We start from the raw sequence: 16,451 nt of genomic DNA, 5'->3' as shown, positions 1-16,451 counted from the left end.
AAGATTGTTATTGTGGATTCTAGCACTGTTAATTTTTTATTAATAATTATTTTCTAAGTTTGATATAGATATTTAGCTTTTAAATCTTTTTATCTCGTTATTTTGAAGCGTCGATTAAACTTGTCTAAAACTACTGATAAAAATACTGCATATTTTGAATATTTCACGCCAGACGGCAAAATAGGGTCAGTCTGAAAGAACGGAATATGAAACCTTATCAGCAGATTGTAATTGTAGAGTGTGGTGAGCCGCTCACTGCCATTCCTTTGGAACAATTTGCGGTTGTCTCTCCCCATCCTTATGAAAAATTGGGTGCGACTTATGGCGATCGCTCACCTTATTATCTCCGTCAGGGTGTCCTCGAATCCCTAATTGCCGCCCAACACCAGTTAGCTGTCACGAATCCAGATTGGCGGATCGATCTCTTTGATGCCTTTCGACCCGTGGAAGTCCAGCAATTCATGGTAGATTACACCTTTGCTGAAGTGGTTCAGGCTCAAGGTTTAAACTTGATTGAGTTAACAGAAGCTCAGCGTCAAGCAATTTGGGAGATAGTTTATCAATTTTGGGCACCCCCCAACCTCGATCCAGCAACGCCACCGCCTCACAGTACGGGGGCTGCGGTGGATATCACCTTAGTAGACAATACTGGCAAGACGATAGATATGGGGGGAGAAATTGATGAAATATCAGCGCGATCGCATCCCGATTATTATGCCAATAGCATCCAGCCAGTAGAACAGCAGTATCATTCTCATCGGCAGCTATTAAATGATGTCATGCTCCAAGCTGGGTTTCGCCGTCATCCCAACGAGTGGTGGCATTTCTGCTTGGGCGATCAGATGTGGGCGTGGTTATGCAATCAAGAAAATCCCCATCATCCTGTGACTGCCCGTTACGGTAGAGTTGCTTGAGCTAGGAAAGGATATCTATGGCGATCTGAAATGTCTTAACATCTATTGGTTGGGGGTAATTTAGCTTTTTTGCTGATTTCCTCGCAATTTCATTTGAATCTTCTCTCTTGAATTTCTCTTTCCCTCTGTCTTTATTGCTCCGCATCGCTAGCTAGCAAAGGAAGAGCAACTAGACGTGATATCAGGGAAGCCAGTTAGATATCCTAAGTTAAGAATGGATAAAAAACGATGACTACATCTAGGCGCGTATTCGTTTTAATATTTAATCCTCGGACTGACAACGAGGGGATTCACTCGATTCAGATTGGCGATCGCAACTGGATACTCATGTTTGAATCAGAAGACGATGCGACTCGCTATGCGATGCTGCTAGAAGCCCAAGATTTTCTCAGTCCCAGTGTTGAAGCCATCGATGCAGAGGAAGTCGAGGCATTTTGCGAGGGTGCAGGTTATGAGTGCAAGCTAATTCCGGAGGGATTTGTTCCCGAAGGAGATGCGGAACGTCTTTTTCTGGTTCCGCCAGAAACGAATCTGGAGGAAACAGACTGGAAACCAGATGCTCCGCAAGCAGAAGTTTCCGATCTAGACAGAATTCGCCGTCAATTAGAAGGACTGTTATGAAAGGATCGAGGATGTTAGCGATCGCGTAACCCATAGCGGCGCTTTCTTGGCAGGATGAACGATAAAAAAATGAAGGATCGAGGATGAAGAATCTGGAGGAGCGGGGACATCTTTTAACAGAACAGGTTAATCCCAATAGCCAGAATCTCGACCAGATGAGTTCTCTGGAATTGGTAGATTTGTTCAATCAGGAAGATGCTCAGACGCTAGCAGCGATCGCAATCGCCAGAACTCAGCTCGCTGAAGCAATCGATAAGACGGCTGAGGCGTTACGTCACGGTGGACGCCTGTTTTATGTGGGAGCTGGGACGAGCGGGCGTCTGGGCGTCTTGGATGCAGCCGAGTGTCCGCCCACCTTTTGTACGCCGCCAGAACTGGTACAAGGGATTATCGCCGGGGGTGCGGGGGCGTTAATCCGCAGCTCAGAAGATTTAGAAGACAAAGATGAAGACGGGGCATCTGCGATCGCGACTCGGCAGATTACCCATCTCGATGTCGTTGTCGGCATCACCGCCGGGGGAACAACACCTTTTGTCCACGGTGCAATCCAAGCGGCACGTCAGCGGGGTGCAACCACGATTTTGATTGCCTGTGTCCCAGCCGAACAAGTTACCATCGATGCAGATTTAGATATTCGCCTAATTGTAGGGCCAGAAGTAGTGGCAGGCTCGACGCGACTGAAATCCGGAACCGTCACTAAAATGGCTTTAAATATCCTCTCCACCGGCGTGATGGTGAAGCTGGGCAAAGTCTACGGCAATCGCATGGTAGATGTCGCCGTTACTAATAAAAAATTGCACGATCGCGCCCTGCGAATGCTGCAAGACCTCACGGATTTAAATCGAGAAGACGCTGGATATTTGCTGGAGCAAAGTGGGCGTTCTGTCAAGTTAGCGTTGTTGATGCATTGGACGGGTTTGGAGAAGCAAGAAGGCGATCGCCTCCTTGCAGAACACAAAGGTAATCTCAGAGCAGCTGTTTCCAGCTACAACCACCCCAGCGACTCACCCTAAATTTGAGATTTGAGATGTTGGAATTCTATTTCAACTCTCAAATTTTTCCCAGTTTCAACGGCTGATATTGCCTTGCCGATTTGAGGCAATTTTTGATTTTTATCACCACTGGGGCTGTGCTGCCAATAACTCCTCAGCTGCCGGTGCATCTACCGGCTTAGAAAAAAAGTATCCCTGTCCGTATTCACATTGCAGCCGCTTGAGCTGAAGCATCTGCTCTGCGGTTTCGATACCTTCGGCAACCACATCCATCCCCAGATTGTGAGCCAGCGTCATAATTGTCTGGACAATTTCCCAGCGATTTTCCTCCTCCCCCATGCCGCTAATAAAGGAGCGGTCAATTTTCAAAGTATCAATTGGTAAGCAATGCAGACGCCCCAAGGAAGAATAGCCGGTGCCAAAGTCGTCAATTCCCACTTTCACTCCTAAAGCTCTGAGCTGCTCAAGCATAGCGGTTACGGCATCGGCATCTTCTAGCAAGCAAGTTTCAGTAATCTCTAGCTTTAAACTGCGAGTTTCCAAACCAGTCTCCCGAACAATTCGATCGATCTGCTGAACCATGTCAGATTGGGCAAACTGCATCGCAGAAAGATTTACGCCAATTGTTAATTGTTCATAGTTGGATGTTGAGGGTTCACTATTCTGAACGAATCTTTCTTGCCAAGCACGCATCTGGCAGCAGGCTTCGCGCAATACCCACCAATCCAGTTGCGCCATCAGCCCGGTTTCTTCTGCAACGGGAATAAACTCAAGCGGGGAAACTAATCCTCTCTTGGGATGCTGCCAGCGCACGAGTGCCTCAAAGGCAGTAATTTTGCCGGTTGAGAGGGAGACGATAGGCTGGTAGTAAACCCGAAACTCAGACTTAGGTAAAAGTTTTAAGTTTGGAGTTTGGAGTTTTGAATTTTCATCTTGTAAAGGAGAACTCAAAACGGAGAACTCAAAACCTTCCTTAGATAAAGCTCCAATTGCCAGACGCAGGTCGGTTTCTAATTGTAAAAGTGCGATCGCTCGTGCATGTAAAGTCGTGTGGAACACTGCATAACGCCCTTTCCCCATGATTTTTGCCTGAGATAGGGCAATGTCGGCATCGCGCAGCAAGTCCCACTCCGGGTTAAGTCCGGGTTCTTGCCCCTTTTGAGTGTTGGGTGAAGGAAGGCTTGAAGGCGTGAGGAAGGGAATTGTCTTACCATCCTGTCCCACTCTCCGATTCTCCGGCTCTCCGACTCTCCGACTCAGGGCAATGCCAATACTCGCGGCGGCGAATACTTCATGTCCATCAAGGTAAAAAGGGGATGCGAGGGCTTCGTGGATTGACTCGGCAACCCGGGTCGCGTCACCCAGTTGCTGAATCTCCTCCAGCAGGATCGTGAACTCGTCTCCGCCGAGACGTGCCACTGTATCTCTGGGGCGCATCAGAGTACAGAGCCGATGAGCGATCGCGACGAGTAGTTTATCTCCGACCGTATGCCCCAAGCTGTCGTTAATCACCTTAAATCGGTCGAGATCCACAAACAGCACCGCAAATAGATAATTTTCAAACTGATAAGTACGTTCTAGGGCAACCTCCAACCGCTCCATAAATAAGGTTCGATTGGGCAAACCCGTCAGCGAGTCATAAAGTTGCCGTTGCTGCTGCTGCTGCTCAATGTGTTGAAGCTGCGCTTTCATTCGCAGACGCTCTTGGATGCTCAAGCTCGCTGCCGTTAAACAAAATAATCCCACGGGTGACACTACCGGCATCAAGTAACTCACCCGCAAAAGCACTACACTGACAATGACCCAGCCGCTACAAAGACTAACGACTGCAATCAGCTGGTGTCTCGCCCGATAGCGGTTGAGCGTGAAGCCAAGCATTGGCCCGCCCAGCAACAGGAAACCCAGCAGCCACTTGGGGTCTGGGGTTTTCAGAAAGTTTTCTTGCAAGAGATTATTCAGAACGGTAGCGTGCAGGTGAATTCCACTCGCGGGTGGATGATTGTCAAACGGAGTGTTTAGAGGATCGAGAGCGGCTGCTGTAACGCCCACCATCACAATCTTTCCCTTGAATGCCGAGGCAGGCACTTTCCCCTGAAGGACTGAAACAAAGGAATAGTGAGGTGCCTGAAGCACCTCACCGGGCCAGTTCACGAGCAGCGGTTGATTCATCGGTGGGAGTTTTACCGGCTCTTTCACCAGTGAATAAACCTGGGAAGCCGCGATGCTTAAAAGAGGCACGCCTTCAAGTTGCGGTACAACTTGGCGAGTTAAACCATCGCTATCCTTATGGTTGGCAATATGTCCGATTGCGATCGCGCTTTTACTCAATTCTGGAGTCGGACGCAAAGGGGTAGTTGTCCGATCCCACCCCTGCGCCAACACTACCTGACCCACTTTTTCCATCGCCACCGCCATCTGTGCATCTTCCGGACTACTTTCGGGCATCAGCACGTCCAATACCACCACACTAGGCTCTGCTGCGGACAGTTGATTCAGCAACTGGGTGTATTGCTTGCGAGGCCAAGGAAAGCGACCCAGTTCCTTTAAACTGGCATCATCAATGTCAATCAACACCACCCGTTCATCCCAAGGCATCGTTCCCCGGAGGCGGAATAAACCCCGATAAGCAAGCTGTTCCAGTGGTTGCCAAATCCCTAGCACCAAACCACTTGCAACGATTAAAGAAGGAAAAAAGAAAAAAGCAAAATTAGCAATAAAGGATTTTTTTTCTTTTTCTTCTACTTTTAAACTTTGAATTTTGGACTTTTCAGGGAATTGCCAGTTCATACATCTGCTGTTTTCCCAAAGGAGTCGCAACAGCGTTGATGCGACCGTTTATAACAATTTTGCTTAATGCTGCTAGGTTTAATTTTTTCCAACTCTCAATTTGGTAGAGACGCGAACTGACTCTTTCAGCGCTAGGCTAACGCCTCGCTGTTTTCATGCCCAAAGGGCTATACGCGATCGCCTTTAGTTCCCTTGCGAATTCAACCTCAATCCGAAATCTACCATCCAAAATTTTCTAAAAGGTTTTGTTAAATGGATACCCAAATTTGTAATTGCGCTCAACTGCAACAGCAGCATCTCAATTATAAAAATTGATTGGGAACCATCTCTATCCCCCCACCCCCCTCCGCTGGAGAAAGGAAGACCGGGAATCATTTCCTTTCACCGGGCACTTGAGTGCATCGTTTGGTCAAACACCTCATACCGTCCCTTTCCTAGCGCTTTGGCACGATACAAGGCTGTATCGGCATCGCGCAGGAGGTCTTCAGGTCGATCGTAGCCGCTGCTGAGAACAATGCCAATACTTGCGGCAGTAAAAACTTCGTGTCCGTCGAGATAGAAAGGCGGTATCAGTTCTCGGTTGATTCGTTCGGCGATGCTGGTGGCGTGACTCAGGTCGTCAATAGCTTCCAAAAGCAGGGTAAATTCATCTCCCCCCAAACGAGCGACGATGTCTTCAGCACGCACGCAGGTTTCGAGACGGCGAGCGACGCAGCGAAGCAGCCGCTCCGCTAACGCCACCAATAATTTATCCCCAACCAGATGCCCCAAACTGTCGTTCACTTTTTTGAAGCCATCCAAATCTACAAACAGCAGCGCAAACTGAAAATCTTGACACTGTTTGGCTCGCTCCACCGCTTGACTGAGGCGCTCCATGAACAAAGCTCGGTTGGGCAAGCCGGTTAAGATATCATAAAACGCCCGTTCCCGCAGATGCTCCTTTGCCCGTTTGCGCTCGGTAATATCTTCCACCGTGCCTTCGTAGTAAAGCAGCTTACCTTCACAATCGCGCACCGCACGGGCATTTTCCGAAATCCAAATGATGCTGCCATCTTGGCGGGAAACCGCGGACTCAAACTCTGAAACGGCATCGTGTTCTTGCAACAGGCGCGTAAACTCAGCACGCCGGTTCGGGTCAACGTATAGTTGCTGCTTAATATCCGTCAGACGTGCCATCAGTTCTGTCGGAGACTCATATCCATAGATGCGTGCGAGAGCGGGATTGGCACTAATATACTGTCCATCGGGCGTCGTCTGGAAAATCCCCTCAATTGCATTCTCAAAGATACTGCGATATTTTGCTTCCGCTTGCTGTAGAGCCTCTTCTGTCCGCTTGCGCTCGGTGATATCGGTGATGAAGCCTTCGAGTCCGAGAACTTTACCGGCGCTGTCACAAACTGCCGCTCCTTTTTCCCAAACCCATTTTTCTACACCTGATTTGGTAAGAATGCGATATTCCACAACATAAGGTTTTAGAAGCGTGATGCCCGTAGCGATCGCCTCTAAAACCTTGGGTAAATCTTCAGGATGAGTAATGGAATCATAAGAGACTGCCCGATCGCCAATCAATTCTTCACTGTGATACCCAGTCAGCTTAAAGCAACCTTCACTAATGTAAGTCATCGACCACGCTGGGTCATTTCCACAAGAAAACACAATCCCTGGCAACGAGTCAATCAAACTTGCAAGACGGCGCTGGCTCTCTCTCAACGCAGCTTCCGCTTTCTTTTGCTGCATCACGGTTCCCAGATGTGCTGCTACTGCTGACACCAGCTCAACCAGTCGCTTATCCTTCTGGCGAGATTCTAACAGGAAGAAAGTGAGAACTGCCACTACCCGATCTTTAGAGAGAATCGGCACGGCAAATCCAGCTTTGAGTCCGCAATTTCTGGCGAACTGAGTCCGCATAAAAAATGGGGGCGGCTGAACCGAAGCATCGGGAATCCACTCTGGCTGCTTGGATAACCAAACTCGTCCCGGTAGCCCAATCCCCGGTGAAAACTTCAACATTTCGCTCTGTTGCCGAAACTCACTTAGGGTTAGGGGAAGTTCTGATTGCAGCTTAGTGTTGGATTGCAGGTTAGCCTGTTGAAAGTTAGCTGGTTGATTTAAATTTTCCAGTTTCAACCTTTCAACCTGTAACTCTAAAGTGCTGCTGTACCAGGCGGGACTGCATTCTAAAACAGTGCCGTCAGAGCTGGGTATCCAAGCTTCGCCACAATTCCAGCCGGTCTTTTCACACACTTGACGTAGCGCGACTGAAAGTGCCGTGTGAAAATCAGGAGCAGCATTAATTGCCTGGGTTAGGGTTTGCAACAGTTGAATTTCTTCTTCAGCCCGCTGGCGATCGGATACGTCAATAGACGTATTCGCAAAGGGGTGTAGAGTGTTAGCGGGGCGGGGGTCTAAATCCCGATTAGGGATTGAAATCATGATCAAGCCCTCCAGCGCCAGCAGTTCTCCCGATTGGGAGAAAACTCCACAACCCTGTTCCCAGACAAATTTCTCTTCTCCCGCCGCTGTGATGATGCGGTAGACAAGCTGGAAGGGTCTATATTCTTGCACGGCGGCTTGTATGGCGTTCCACACCTGCTCTCGGTCGTCGGGATGAATCAGTTGGGCATAGCAGATTTCTCGGTTGCCAATGAGTTCAAACGGAGAGTAACCAGTGAGCTGATAGCAGTCCTCGCTGACCGCTTCCATTGTCCAGCTCTGGTCGTTGCGGCAACGGTAGGCCATGCCAGGTAAGTTACTCATCAGGGTTGAAAGGGGACGAACTCCGGATAGGGATTGTCCCGTTGAAACAGGGCACTCTTGTAATGCATCTTCTGTCTGCAACGTATAAGTCATTTCAAACGGTGTTCCCAGTCCCCTGATGTTTTCCTTGAGATCAACGAGATCAACTGGTTCTAACCGCTCCACTCTCGGCGTCTCCTACAGAAATAATGTAAAGCTGGGAGAAAGCTCGTCAGCTGCGGCGAGGCAGCGATTCGCTGCTCCTTTCAGGATGGTTAGTGTATATTAAACTACCCTGAAGTTTCCAACAACAGTAAAATAGACTACACTCGAATCGCTAATTGAAACATTTCTAATTACTAATTGCTAATAGTTTTTAATATGCAGCATTGGATGCCAAGAAATGGAATTTTCGCTAAACAAAGATTAACGCCTTATCTGTTTTTGCTGCCTGCTTTGTTCCTTTTGGGATTAACCGTTTTTTGGCCTGCCTTGCAAGCGTTTTACCTTTCTTTTACGGAATACACTCTCATCGGGCAACCGCCAGAATGGGTAGGTTTTAAGAATTTTCGGCGTTTGTGGACCGATACGGTGTTTTGGCAGACGCTGTGGAATACTCTGCTTTACCTGATTTGTGTCGTGCCGATTTTGGTTGTAGCATCGTTGGGTTTGGCGATTCTGGTCAACCAAAAGCTACGTGGAATTAGCTGGCTTCGGGCAGCTTATTACACACCTGTAGTCATTTCAATGGTGGTGGCTGGGATTGCGTGGAACTGGCTTTATGCAGAAAACGGTCTGTTGAATCAGGTGTTAGTAAATACAAAAATTATCCCATTTCTCCAAAATGGCGTCCCCTGGCTGACTAGCCCGCGCTTTGCACTTTTTAGCGTGATGGTGGTGACGGTTTGGAAGGGATTAGGCTACTACATGGTGATTTATTTAGCTGGCTTGCAATCAATCCCAGCTGATGTCTATGAAGCGGCGGCAATTGATGGATCGGATGGGATTGCTAAGCATTGGGACATTACGATCCCATTGATGAAACCGTATTTAGTGCTAGTGGCGGTGATTTCTGCGATTTCTGCCACGAAAGTATTTGAAGAGGTTTATATTATGACCCAAGGAGGGCCGCGAAACAGTTCTAAAACGATTGTTTATTATCTCTATGAGCAAGCTTTCCAAAATTTAGAGATGAGTTATGCTTGCACAATTGGATTGGTGTTGTTTTTGGCAATTCTGGGGCTATCAATCTTGAATTTAAAGCTATCAAACTCAATTAAAAATTAGAAATAAAATTAAAAATAATTTTTAATTGTTCTGCTGGCAAATCCACTCAACCGCAGCGACTAAATCCGCCGCGATGAAATCCGGGCGAGTGTGGTGCTGATACTCGCCACCCAAGACGCGATCGCCAAATCCAGTCTGCACTAAAATCCCGGTAGAACCGGCATTGTGCGCCATGTCAATATCGGTGGCTTTGTCCCCCACCATAAAACTGCGCGACAGATCCAGATCGTGTTCCCAAGCAGCCGCCACCAGCATTCCCGTATTCGGCTTGCGCCAGGTACTCCAGCGGCTGAATTCTGGATTTGTCCCTCCTTCTGGGGGGCTGAGATAAGGGCAGTAATACAAAGCATCTAAACGCGCCCCTGCTTCAGCTTGCAAGAGGTGGCAGAGGCGCAGATGCAGAGCATCCACATGACTAGCCGGATAGTAGCCTCGTGCGGGGCCAGATTGATTGGAGACGAGACAGCAAAACATCTGCCGGTCGTTGAGCAGCCGTACCGCCTGAGCCACCCCCGGTATCAGGTGTAAATCCTCAACTTGATGGATATAACCGGCTTCGACATTGAGGACGCCATCCCGGTCAAGAAATACTGCTGGTTTGGCAGTTTTAGACATGAATTGAATCAACAGAGAATAGTTTGGAGGGGCGGGAAAATTAAAAATTAAAAATTTTGTTTTGCATTTTTAATTTTTAATTTTTCAGGATTTAACCGCCCCAGATTTGCTGGAGAACGTCTGCTGGGGGAATGTCGGCTATCGAGCGACTAGGGGATTGCAAACCGCGAACGCGATCGCTACTCGGTAGCAATTTTTTCGCTTCTGTCGGGCCAAACAGTGCAATCGTGTAAGTCCCAACGGCGACGGCTAAGTGCATGGGCGCACTATCCGTACACAGCATCAAGTTGGCACCAGCAATCATTGCCGCCAACTTCCCGATATCTCCAGGCGAAGTCACCTTTAAGTTAGGCGAGGACTGCATCAATTCGCTAACAAACGCCTTATCCTCAGGCCCTTTGAGGAGGACAATCGGTAAATCAGGCTGTCGCTGTTGAGTTTCTTGAATAATCTGCTGCCATTTCTTGACCGGATAGATTTTATCAATCCCTTTCGCCTGAGCCAAGGCGCTAGAACCGCCATGAATCAGAATGTAGCCAGTTTCCTGAACACCCAGTTGTTTTTGTTCTTTTTCTGCCCACTCAATATCTGGTTTAGGTACATTGACCGCCAGCGGTGGACAAGGAGAATTTATTCCTAAACCTTGCAGCAAATCGTGATACATATCAGCGGCATACTGCTCGGTTTTTAGCGGGACTGGGTTCGTGAGAAACCAGTTTCCTGGGCCGTTATAGCTAATTCGAGTGGGAATGCCGGTCAGCCACAGCAGCAGCCCTACACTCCACCTGCGCCCCAGAGACAGGGCGATATCATACTCGCGATCGCGGATTATACCCAGTAAATTTCCCCAGTCTGCTGGTCCGGTACGGTCTTTGAAGTCATAGGTGAGGATTTCATTAACCGACTTGCAAACCCGATAGGCACCCTTTGCCCTGGGTTCTACAATGACATCAATCTGAGCTTCCGGGTAATACCGCTTCAGGTCATCCAGGGTAGGGAAGAACAGAATTTGGTCGCCAATCCCGCCGGGGACAAGGGCAAGTATTCGCATTACTGTTGATTGAGGTTACTTATCAGCTTCATTTTAGGGGAAGATATACTGAGCGCAACAAGGATTAACAAAGCGGTCAGCAAAAGAGGAAGACTGTGCATTTATTGATTCCAGCAGCAGGGATGGGGCGTCGGATGGGGAGCGAGCGCAACAAACTCCTTTTGACGTTGCTTGGTAAACCCTTAATTCACTGGACTCTCCAAGCGGTTGAAGCTTCTCGTCACATCAGTTGGATCGGTTTAATTGCTCATCCAGATGACTTTTCTGACTTCAAGGAGATTCTCGCTGACCTCTCCCTCACTAAGCCCGTGCAATTGATCGTTGGTGGGTCAACCCGTCAAGAGTCGGTCTACAACGGCTTGCAGGCGCTCCCATCCGCCCACCACGTCTTAATTCATGATGGTGCTCGGTGTCTGGCGACGCCCCAATTACTGGATCGGTGTGCTGAGGAACTAATAAATTGTCCCGGCTTAATTGCAGCGGTGCCGGTGAAAGATACGATTAAAGTCGTGGATGCGGCTGGGTTCATTGAAAGTACACCCGATCGACAGCATCTATGGGCGGCTCAAACGCCCCAAGGTTTTAAAGTTGATTTGTTGCAACAGTGTCATACGGAAGCCCGACGCCAAAATTGGGAAGTTACCGACGATGCGGCTTTATTTGAAAAGTGCAATTTGAACGTCCGGATTGTCCAGGGAGAAGAGACGAATCTGAAGGTGACTACGCCGGTGGATTTGAGCGTAGCAGAGTTTATCCTGCGCGATCGCTTGGCAACGGAACGATCTTAATGACGGTGTGACTCTGGTGCGCGATCGCACTGAGCGCTTTCTTGAGCATCGGAGTTCAATTGACTGCTGGGTTCATATTTCTTTTGAACTTCTTCCAGCTGCTTAGTAATTTGATTAATTCTTTGCTTAACCGTCTGAAAGTCAATATTGCGCCAATGAATAATCGTATTTTTTACTTTTTTCTGTTCTCTGTCAGCCACAGCTTGCATTCGTCCCCCTTCACAAATTTTTTTTAACCTGTCTTGTAAATTAATGTAACTTGTGATAAGGAACAGTCCACTCCGTCTTGCGGAGGAAGCCAAAGTAAATATCTCCGTATCTTGTACCATTTTTAAGTCGGCGGTTTCAACCACGTCTAAAACTCTGAAACCCTTGCACAATCGGAGGTCGGGTAGAGCGTAAACGTAGGTGTGTTCGTGCCGTAAGGCTTGAGCTTTCAAGGGAGAGTAGCAGGGTAAACTGCCCTAGTGCTGGGTAACGCGCAACTCAATCGCCATGCACCCCGCGCCCAGAGGTGGCTCCCCAGCCTACACATCCGCGATTTGGATTAGTTTTTCACGAGAGCTTGAGATCGTTGTTGTTTCCTGCTTGCAATAGATGGACTTCTTAACCCCCCAATAAATTGGGGGGTTGGGGAATCAAAAATGTAGCGCCTCACAACCCAAATGGTATTTATTTGTGTAGTCGTGACTTTAGTTGTCAGGCGTTTTTATTGAACCCAGAAAGTGAATTGGATTGACTAGAAAACATCTATTAAGCCTTTTTATAGATGCGGATGTAGTCAACATCCAAGTAAGTCGGAAATGGGGTGGTGGTGAGAGGACATCCCGCAAAGCTGTTGCAGCTACCGACGAGATTGCCCACCGCCAGAACCATTGGAAAAGCATCAAACTTTTGCGTGGTGGTAAACTTTTGCACGCCATCGACGAGCCATGTCAAGCGTCCGGGTTCCCAAATTACAGTGTATTCGTGAAAGTCGTCGGTGTAGTTAGTTTCGTACAGCTTGGAAACTTCTGACTTCTTTTTACCATCCAGCAAATAGTGCTGCGTAAAAATATTTTCGTTAGGGATGTTTCCCCTAAGTTCAGCAAAGTCGATTTCCGGAGGCCATTTAAAGTCCTGTCGCCACAGCGAAATGTAACCTTGGGTACCTTCTCCCTTTTGAAAACGCGCCCGAACTACCCAACGCCCGTAGGTTTGAGCCGTAAGTTGGGTAAACCCGCCTGCGGTATAAGGAAACGTGACTCCATCCTTAGTGATGGTTTCCTTGGCAATTTTGAGGCGCAAGAGTCCGTTTTGTACAATCAGTGCTGAGTTTCCATTCCACCAGGAAACTGCTCCTGCTGTACTCGGTTTACCCCAGTATCGAACGTAATTCGCTTTATCGAGAGAAGTTGAGTTGAACTCATCTGCGAAGGTAAGAGTCCAACCCGGAATATTCGGAGCGCTTCCGGTCGTGGCAGTGATTGCAGAACCTGTTTGGCTCAGGCTCAATATTGGCACGAGCGGTAGCACAAACAGGAACAAAAACACAAGAATTCTTTTCATTTCGATCGTAACGAATTGTTCATGGCTGTTCCTTGCAGGGGATCAGCCTATTTACTCTTCTGACTTGTTGCGATCGCACCGGACACTATCAGGAACCGCCTGCTTGTCTGGGTAATGCTAACTGTCAAGGAATATATTGTTGTTTACGAGTAGTAACTAGATTTCACTCTCAAGAAGCTTCCGTAAATACTTGATAGAAATGTAGTAATATTTAAACAAATTAAGTAGAAATACTTCGATTAATCGCTCAATAATTTGTTGGTTGAAGCAGCCCCAGAGAGCAGCTAGAGTATCTAGCTAAGAAAATCAGCAAGATAAAGACCCAAATTAAATTTCATAGCTGCTAAATTTCAGTTGAAATGACGTTCTTTTTAATGGCAACAAAGCCATGTTGATAACTAAACACGACTCAGAAGCGGTTATACAGCACCCTGCTTTGGCATTCGCAGGCTTGCTATGGTGATTTCAGGTAAATATGAATTCCCACCCTATGACACAGCCCTTTCTGCCCAGGGTTTCCGTAATTGTCCCTATCTACAATGGTGAGGCGGACTTGCCAGACTTAATCGACTGCTTGCGATCGCAAACTTACTCTGCTGAGTCTGTCGAATATTTGCTGGTCGATAATAATAGTAGCGATCGCACTGCCACCCTTCTCCAGTCAGCCGCCGCCTCAGCCGCCGCTGACGGCTTAACCATTCGCCCGATTGCGGAAAACCAAATCCAAAGCTCTTACGCGGCTCGAAACGCCGGAATTCGGGCATCAACGGCTGAAATTTTTGCTTTTACCGACGCCGATTGTCGTCCTCAACCGCAGTGGTTGGCAGACCTGATTGAGCCGTTTGCCAATCCAACGATTGGCATCGTCGTCGGTGAAATTATGGCTTTGCCAGGGAACACCCTGTTAGAACAGTACGCTGACCGAGAAAATGTTTTGTCTCAAAAACATTCTTTAGCAAATCCGTTCTGTCCTTATGGTCAAACGGCTAACTTGGCAATTCGGAGGAAAGCTTTGGAACAGGTAGGTTTGTTTCGCCCTTATCTAACCACTGGCGGCGATGCTGACATCTGTTGGCGTATCCAACGCGAAAGTGACTGGCAATTGCATTTTGCGCCAACTGCTATTGTCCGCCACCGTCACCGCTCCACGTTCCAGGAACTTCAAAGTCAATTGCGTCGGTATGGTCGCTCAAATCGATACTTGCACGAACTGCATGGTGTCAAGCTGACAGCAAACCTGAGTGCAAAGGAATATCTATATCGATTCAGCCGGTGGTTGGTCAAGGAAGTGCCGGTGACAGGTGTGAAAGCGATCGCGGGGAAAGCCGCGCTTGTAGACTTGTTAAGGACTCCGATTAATTTGATCAATGTCCGCGCGAGAGCCGCAGGGCAAAATGAAGCTAGGCTTCCAGAAGCAGCCAAAGTAATTGAGTGGCTGGAAAAACCCCAGGATGTGGAAGTAAATCCATGAAAATCCACCAACGCCACGCATGGCCTGATACGGCTGAGGAAGCGATCGCTATTCAGCAACAACTGAGCAAAGAAGTGATTACTTCAGACCAGTTGGAATCGGTGCAGTATGTCGCCGGGGTCGATATGGGTTTTGAGGAGTCGGGTACCATTAGCAGAGCAGCCGTTGCTGTTCTGAGTTTTCCAGATTTACAGTTACAAGAGCAAGCGATCGCCTTCCGTCCCACTACGTTTCCCTACATTCCCGGATTCCTCTCCTTCCGAGAAATTCCAGCCGTGCTAGACGCCTTAGAAAAAGTCAGCATCACGCCTGACTTAATCCTCTGTGATGGTCAGGGGATCGCCCATCCCCGCCGATTTGGCATCGCCTCCCATCTCGGAGTTCTAATCGACCTTCCCACGATTGGCGTTGCCAAATCTTTGCTCGTTGGTAAGCATGATGAGTTGCCAGTTGAAAAAGGCGCATGGCAACCGTTGCGGTATCGCCGCGAAATCATTGGTGCAGTATTGCGGACGCGCACGGGTGTAAAACCCGTTTATGTTTCTAGCGGACATCGGGTAAGTCTAGAAACGGCGATTGATTATGTGATGCGTTGCACTACGAAATATCGCTTACCAGAGACAACTCGCATTGCTGATAAATTGGCGTCAAATCGATAATGCAAGCTTGAGAGGGATGCGATCGTCGTACAGATTGGTTGCCAAGGGCGATCGCTTCATAGAGTGTCTCAATATAAGCCTTAAATTCAATTCCTAACTTAAACCAATTCTTCTTTTACTTTGATGCCATTCTTCTTCACAATATAAGCGGGAACGCCGACGACCACACAGTTATCAGGAACATTTTTAACGACAACTGCGTTAGCTCCAACCGTAACATTGTTCCCTATCGTTACTCCGCCAATTACTTTAGCACCGGCAGTAATGCGGACATTATCCCCGATTTTTGGACGACTGGTTTTATCTCTATAACCAATTGTCACCTGTTGATTAATCCAGCAATTTTCGCCCATGTCTGCCATAATGATTGTGCTGAAGCCATGCTGGATAAACAGTCCAGGACCGAAAGTAGAAGATGTATCGATAAAAAGGTAAGGACAAGATTTATAAAAATAACTGAATAAATACATAAATATCCTGGCGGATAAGTTTCCTTTAAATAATCGATGATAATACAAGTTCCTAAATTCTTTTTGACGATCCAGCAAAGAAAGTAAATTTCCTAAATTTGATTCGCCTTTCCAGCCAAATACGTTCACCCAACGCTTTACATCTGCCTCGATAATTTCTTTTTCACTGGTTAAGAAGAAAGGAATTAACAAAGGAGAAACCAAAATTATTCCTAGGTTGTATAAAGTTTTTCTAAAAAAATCTTTCATGGGTGTTAGAGAGGAAATCTTAGTTAGCGTAAATCATAGCAAAGGTTTTTACGACATACCATAGTTTATTAAGAGGTGTTTCCAATCCGGGGATAATGCTGACTCCAACTAGAATGCAGTCATATTATCAACAATGCAACTACTTTTTTTAGGTTTAATCTAGGCGGTGAGGAGTCAGAAATCATCAACAGGGCAGGAGTTGCCGTTTTCAGTTTCCCAATCTTGCAACTAAAAGAGCAAGCGATCGCTAATTGGTATCAACG

At 47.6% G+C, this 16,451-nt stretch carries 14 protein-coding genes; 7 read left to right on the top strand and 7 right to left on the bottom strand.

The annotated features are described in order from the left end of the window. Window positions 1-206 precede the first annotated feature (206 nt). The 3 genes from NDI44_RS13515 (at window position 207) to murQ (ending at window position 2,548) form a co-directional block, all read left to right on the top strand. Complete coding sequence (locus NDI44_RS13515) at window positions 207-914, top strand: M15 family metallopeptidase (RefSeq protein ID WP_190410304.1); 708 nt, start codon at window positions 207-209, stop codon at window positions 912-914. 228 nt (window positions 915-1,142) lie between these two features. Then, on the top strand, window positions 1,143-1,535 hold the full coding sequence (locus tag NDI44_RS13510) for a DUF3110 domain-containing protein (RefSeq protein ID WP_190410303.1): 393 nt from the start codon (window positions 1,143-1,145) through the stop codon (window positions 1,533-1,535). A gap of 83 nt (window positions 1,536-1,618) precedes the next feature. After that, window positions 1,619-2,548: an N-acetylmuramic acid 6-phosphate etherase gene (murQ, locus tag NDI44_RS13505; protein ID WP_190410302.1), complete on the top strand. Its 930-nt coding sequence runs from the start codon at window positions 1,619-1,621 to the stop codon at window positions 2,546-2,548. Window positions 2,549-2,650: 102 nt separating this feature from the next. On the opposite strand, the gene NDI44_RS13500 is transcribed toward murQ, so the two are convergent. After that, entirely contained in the window at window positions 2,651-5,314 is a 2,664-nt protein-coding gene (locus NDI44_RS13500; RefSeq protein ID WP_190410301.1) for an EAL domain-containing protein, read from the bottom strand. 381 nt (window positions 5,315-5,695) lie between these two features. Further along, window positions 5,696-8,236, bottom strand: coding sequence for a PAS domain-containing protein (locus NDI44_RS13495; protein WP_190410300.1), 2,541 nt, complete (start codon window positions 8,234-8,236; stop codon window positions 5,696-5,698). A gap of 195 nt (window positions 8,237-8,431) precedes the next feature. Between NDI44_RS13495 and NDI44_RS13490 the strand changes: the two genes are divergently transcribed. Then, complete coding sequence (locus tag NDI44_RS13490) at window positions 8,432-9,337, top strand: ABC transporter permease subunit (protein WP_190410299.1); 906 nt, start codon at window positions 8,432-8,434, stop codon at window positions 9,335-9,337. Between the two features lie 21 nt (window positions 9,338-9,358). On the opposite strand, the gene NDI44_RS13485 is transcribed toward NDI44_RS13490, so the two are convergent. Together NDI44_RS13485 and NDI44_RS13480 are read right to left on the bottom strand one after the other, a co-directional pair. Beyond that, the gene (locus NDI44_RS13485; RefSeq protein WP_190410298.1) at window positions 9,359-9,952 is read right to left on the bottom strand and encodes an HAD family hydrolase; all 594 of its coding nucleotides are present in this window, start codon (window positions 9,950-9,952) and stop codon (window positions 9,359-9,361) included. 91 nt (window positions 9,953-10,043) lie between these two features. Continuing rightward, window positions 10,044-11,003, bottom strand: a complete 960-nt coding sequence (locus tag NDI44_RS13480; protein WP_190410297.1) for a glycosyltransferase family 9 protein — start codon at window positions 11,001-11,003, stop codon at window positions 10,044-10,046. 95 nt (window positions 11,004-11,098) lie between these two features. Between NDI44_RS13480 and ispD the strand changes: the two genes are divergently transcribed. Then, window positions 11,099-11,791: a 2-C-methyl-D-erythritol 4-phosphate cytidylyltransferase gene (gene ispD / locus NDI44_RS13475; protein ID WP_190410296.1), complete on the top strand. Its 693-nt coding sequence runs from the start codon at window positions 11,099-11,101 to the stop codon at window positions 11,789-11,791. Here the strand turns inward: ispD and NDI44_RS13470 are convergent. Both NDI44_RS13470 and NDI44_RS13465 read right to left on the bottom strand, forming a co-directional pair. After that, window positions 11,788-12,231 carry a hypothetical protein gene (locus NDI44_RS13470; protein ID WP_190410295.1) on the bottom strand — a complete coding sequence of 148 codons (444 nt, stop codon included), beginning with the start codon at window positions 12,229-12,231 and terminating at the stop codon, window positions 11,788-11,790. The genes ispD and NDI44_RS13470 overlap by 4 nt on opposite strands. Window positions 12,232-12,544: 313 nt before the next feature. Beyond that, window positions 12,545-13,339: a glycoside hydrolase family 16 protein gene (locus NDI44_RS13465; RefSeq protein WP_190410294.1), complete on the bottom strand. Its 795-nt coding sequence runs from the start codon at window positions 13,337-13,339 to the stop codon at window positions 12,545-12,547. Between the two features lie 490 nt (window positions 13,340-13,829). On the opposite strand from NDI44_RS13465, the gene NDI44_RS13460 reads away from it, so the two are divergent. Both NDI44_RS13460 and nfi read left to right on the top strand, forming a co-directional pair. After that, window positions 13,830-14,810, top strand: a complete 981-nt coding sequence (locus tag NDI44_RS13460; protein WP_242036939.1) for a glycosyltransferase — start codon at window positions 13,830-13,832, stop codon at window positions 14,808-14,810. Next, complete coding sequence (gene nfi / locus NDI44_RS13455; RefSeq protein ID WP_190410292.1) at window positions 14,807-15,469, top strand: deoxyribonuclease V; 663 nt, start codon at window positions 14,807-14,809, stop codon at window positions 15,467-15,469. Before NDI44_RS13460 ends, nfi begins: the two co-directional genes overlap by 4 nt. A 98-nt stretch (window positions 15,470-15,567) precedes the next feature. Here the strand turns inward: nfi and NDI44_RS13450 are convergent, their stop codons facing one another. Beyond that, on the bottom strand, window positions 15,568-16,188 hold the full coding sequence (locus NDI44_RS13450; protein WP_190410291.1) for a serine acetyltransferase: 621 nt from the start codon (window positions 16,186-16,188) through the stop codon (window positions 15,568-15,570). Window positions 16,189-16,451 lie beyond the last annotated feature (263 nt).

This window comes from Trichocoleus sp. DQ-A3, from assembly GCF_039961975.1.
Lineage (GTDB): Bacteria > Cyanobacteriota > Cyanobacteriia > Cyanobacteriales > FACHB-T130 > FACHB-T130.
The sequence above is the reverse complement of the archived record's forward strand: the minus strand, read 5'-3'. Positions and strand labels throughout refer to the sequence as shown.

Excerpts from the sequence above, each read along its gene's own strand:
- NDI44_RS13490 (WP_190410299.1), top strand. The coding sequence starts at position 8,432 with ATGCAGCATTGGATGCCAAGAAATGGAATTTTCGCTAAACAAAGATTA.
- NDI44_RS13500 (WP_190410301.1), bottom strand. The coding sequence starts at position 5,314 with ATGAACTGGCAATTCCCTGAAAAGTCCAAAATTCAAAGTTTAAAAGTA.
- NDI44_RS13460 (WP_242036939.1), top strand. The coding sequence starts at position 13,830 with ATGACACAGCCCTTTCTGCCCAGGGTTTCCGTAATTGTCCCTATCTAC.
- NDI44_RS13485 (WP_190410298.1), bottom strand. The coding sequence starts at position 9,952 with ATGTCTAAAACTGCCAAACCAGCAGTATTTCTTGACCGGGATGGCGTC.
- NDI44_RS13450 (WP_190410291.1), bottom strand. The coding sequence starts at position 16,188 with ATGAAAGATTTTTTTAGAAAAACTTTATACAACCTAGGAATAATTTTG.
- murQ (WP_190410302.1), top strand. The coding sequence starts at position 1,619 with ATGAAGAATCTGGAGGAGCGGGGACATCTTTTAACAGAACAGGTTAAT.
- nfi (WP_190410292.1), top strand. The coding sequence starts at position 14,807 with ATGAAAATCCACCAACGCCACGCATGGCCTGATACGGCTGAGGAAGCG.
- NDI44_RS13510 (WP_190410303.1), top strand. The coding sequence starts at position 1,143 with ATGACTACATCTAGGCGCGTATTCGTTTTAATATTTAATCCTCGGACT.
- NDI44_RS13515 (WP_190410304.1), top strand. The coding sequence starts at position 207 with ATGAAACCTTATCAGCAGATTGTAATTGTAGAGTGTGGTGAGCCGCTC.
- NDI44_RS13465 (WP_190410294.1), bottom strand. The coding sequence starts at position 13,339 with ATGAAAAGAATTCTTGTGTTTTTGTTCCTGTTTGTGCTACCGCTCGTG.
- NDI44_RS13480 (WP_190410297.1), bottom strand. The coding sequence starts at position 11,003 with ATGCGAATACTTGCCCTTGTCCCCGGCGGGATTGGCGACCAAATTCTG.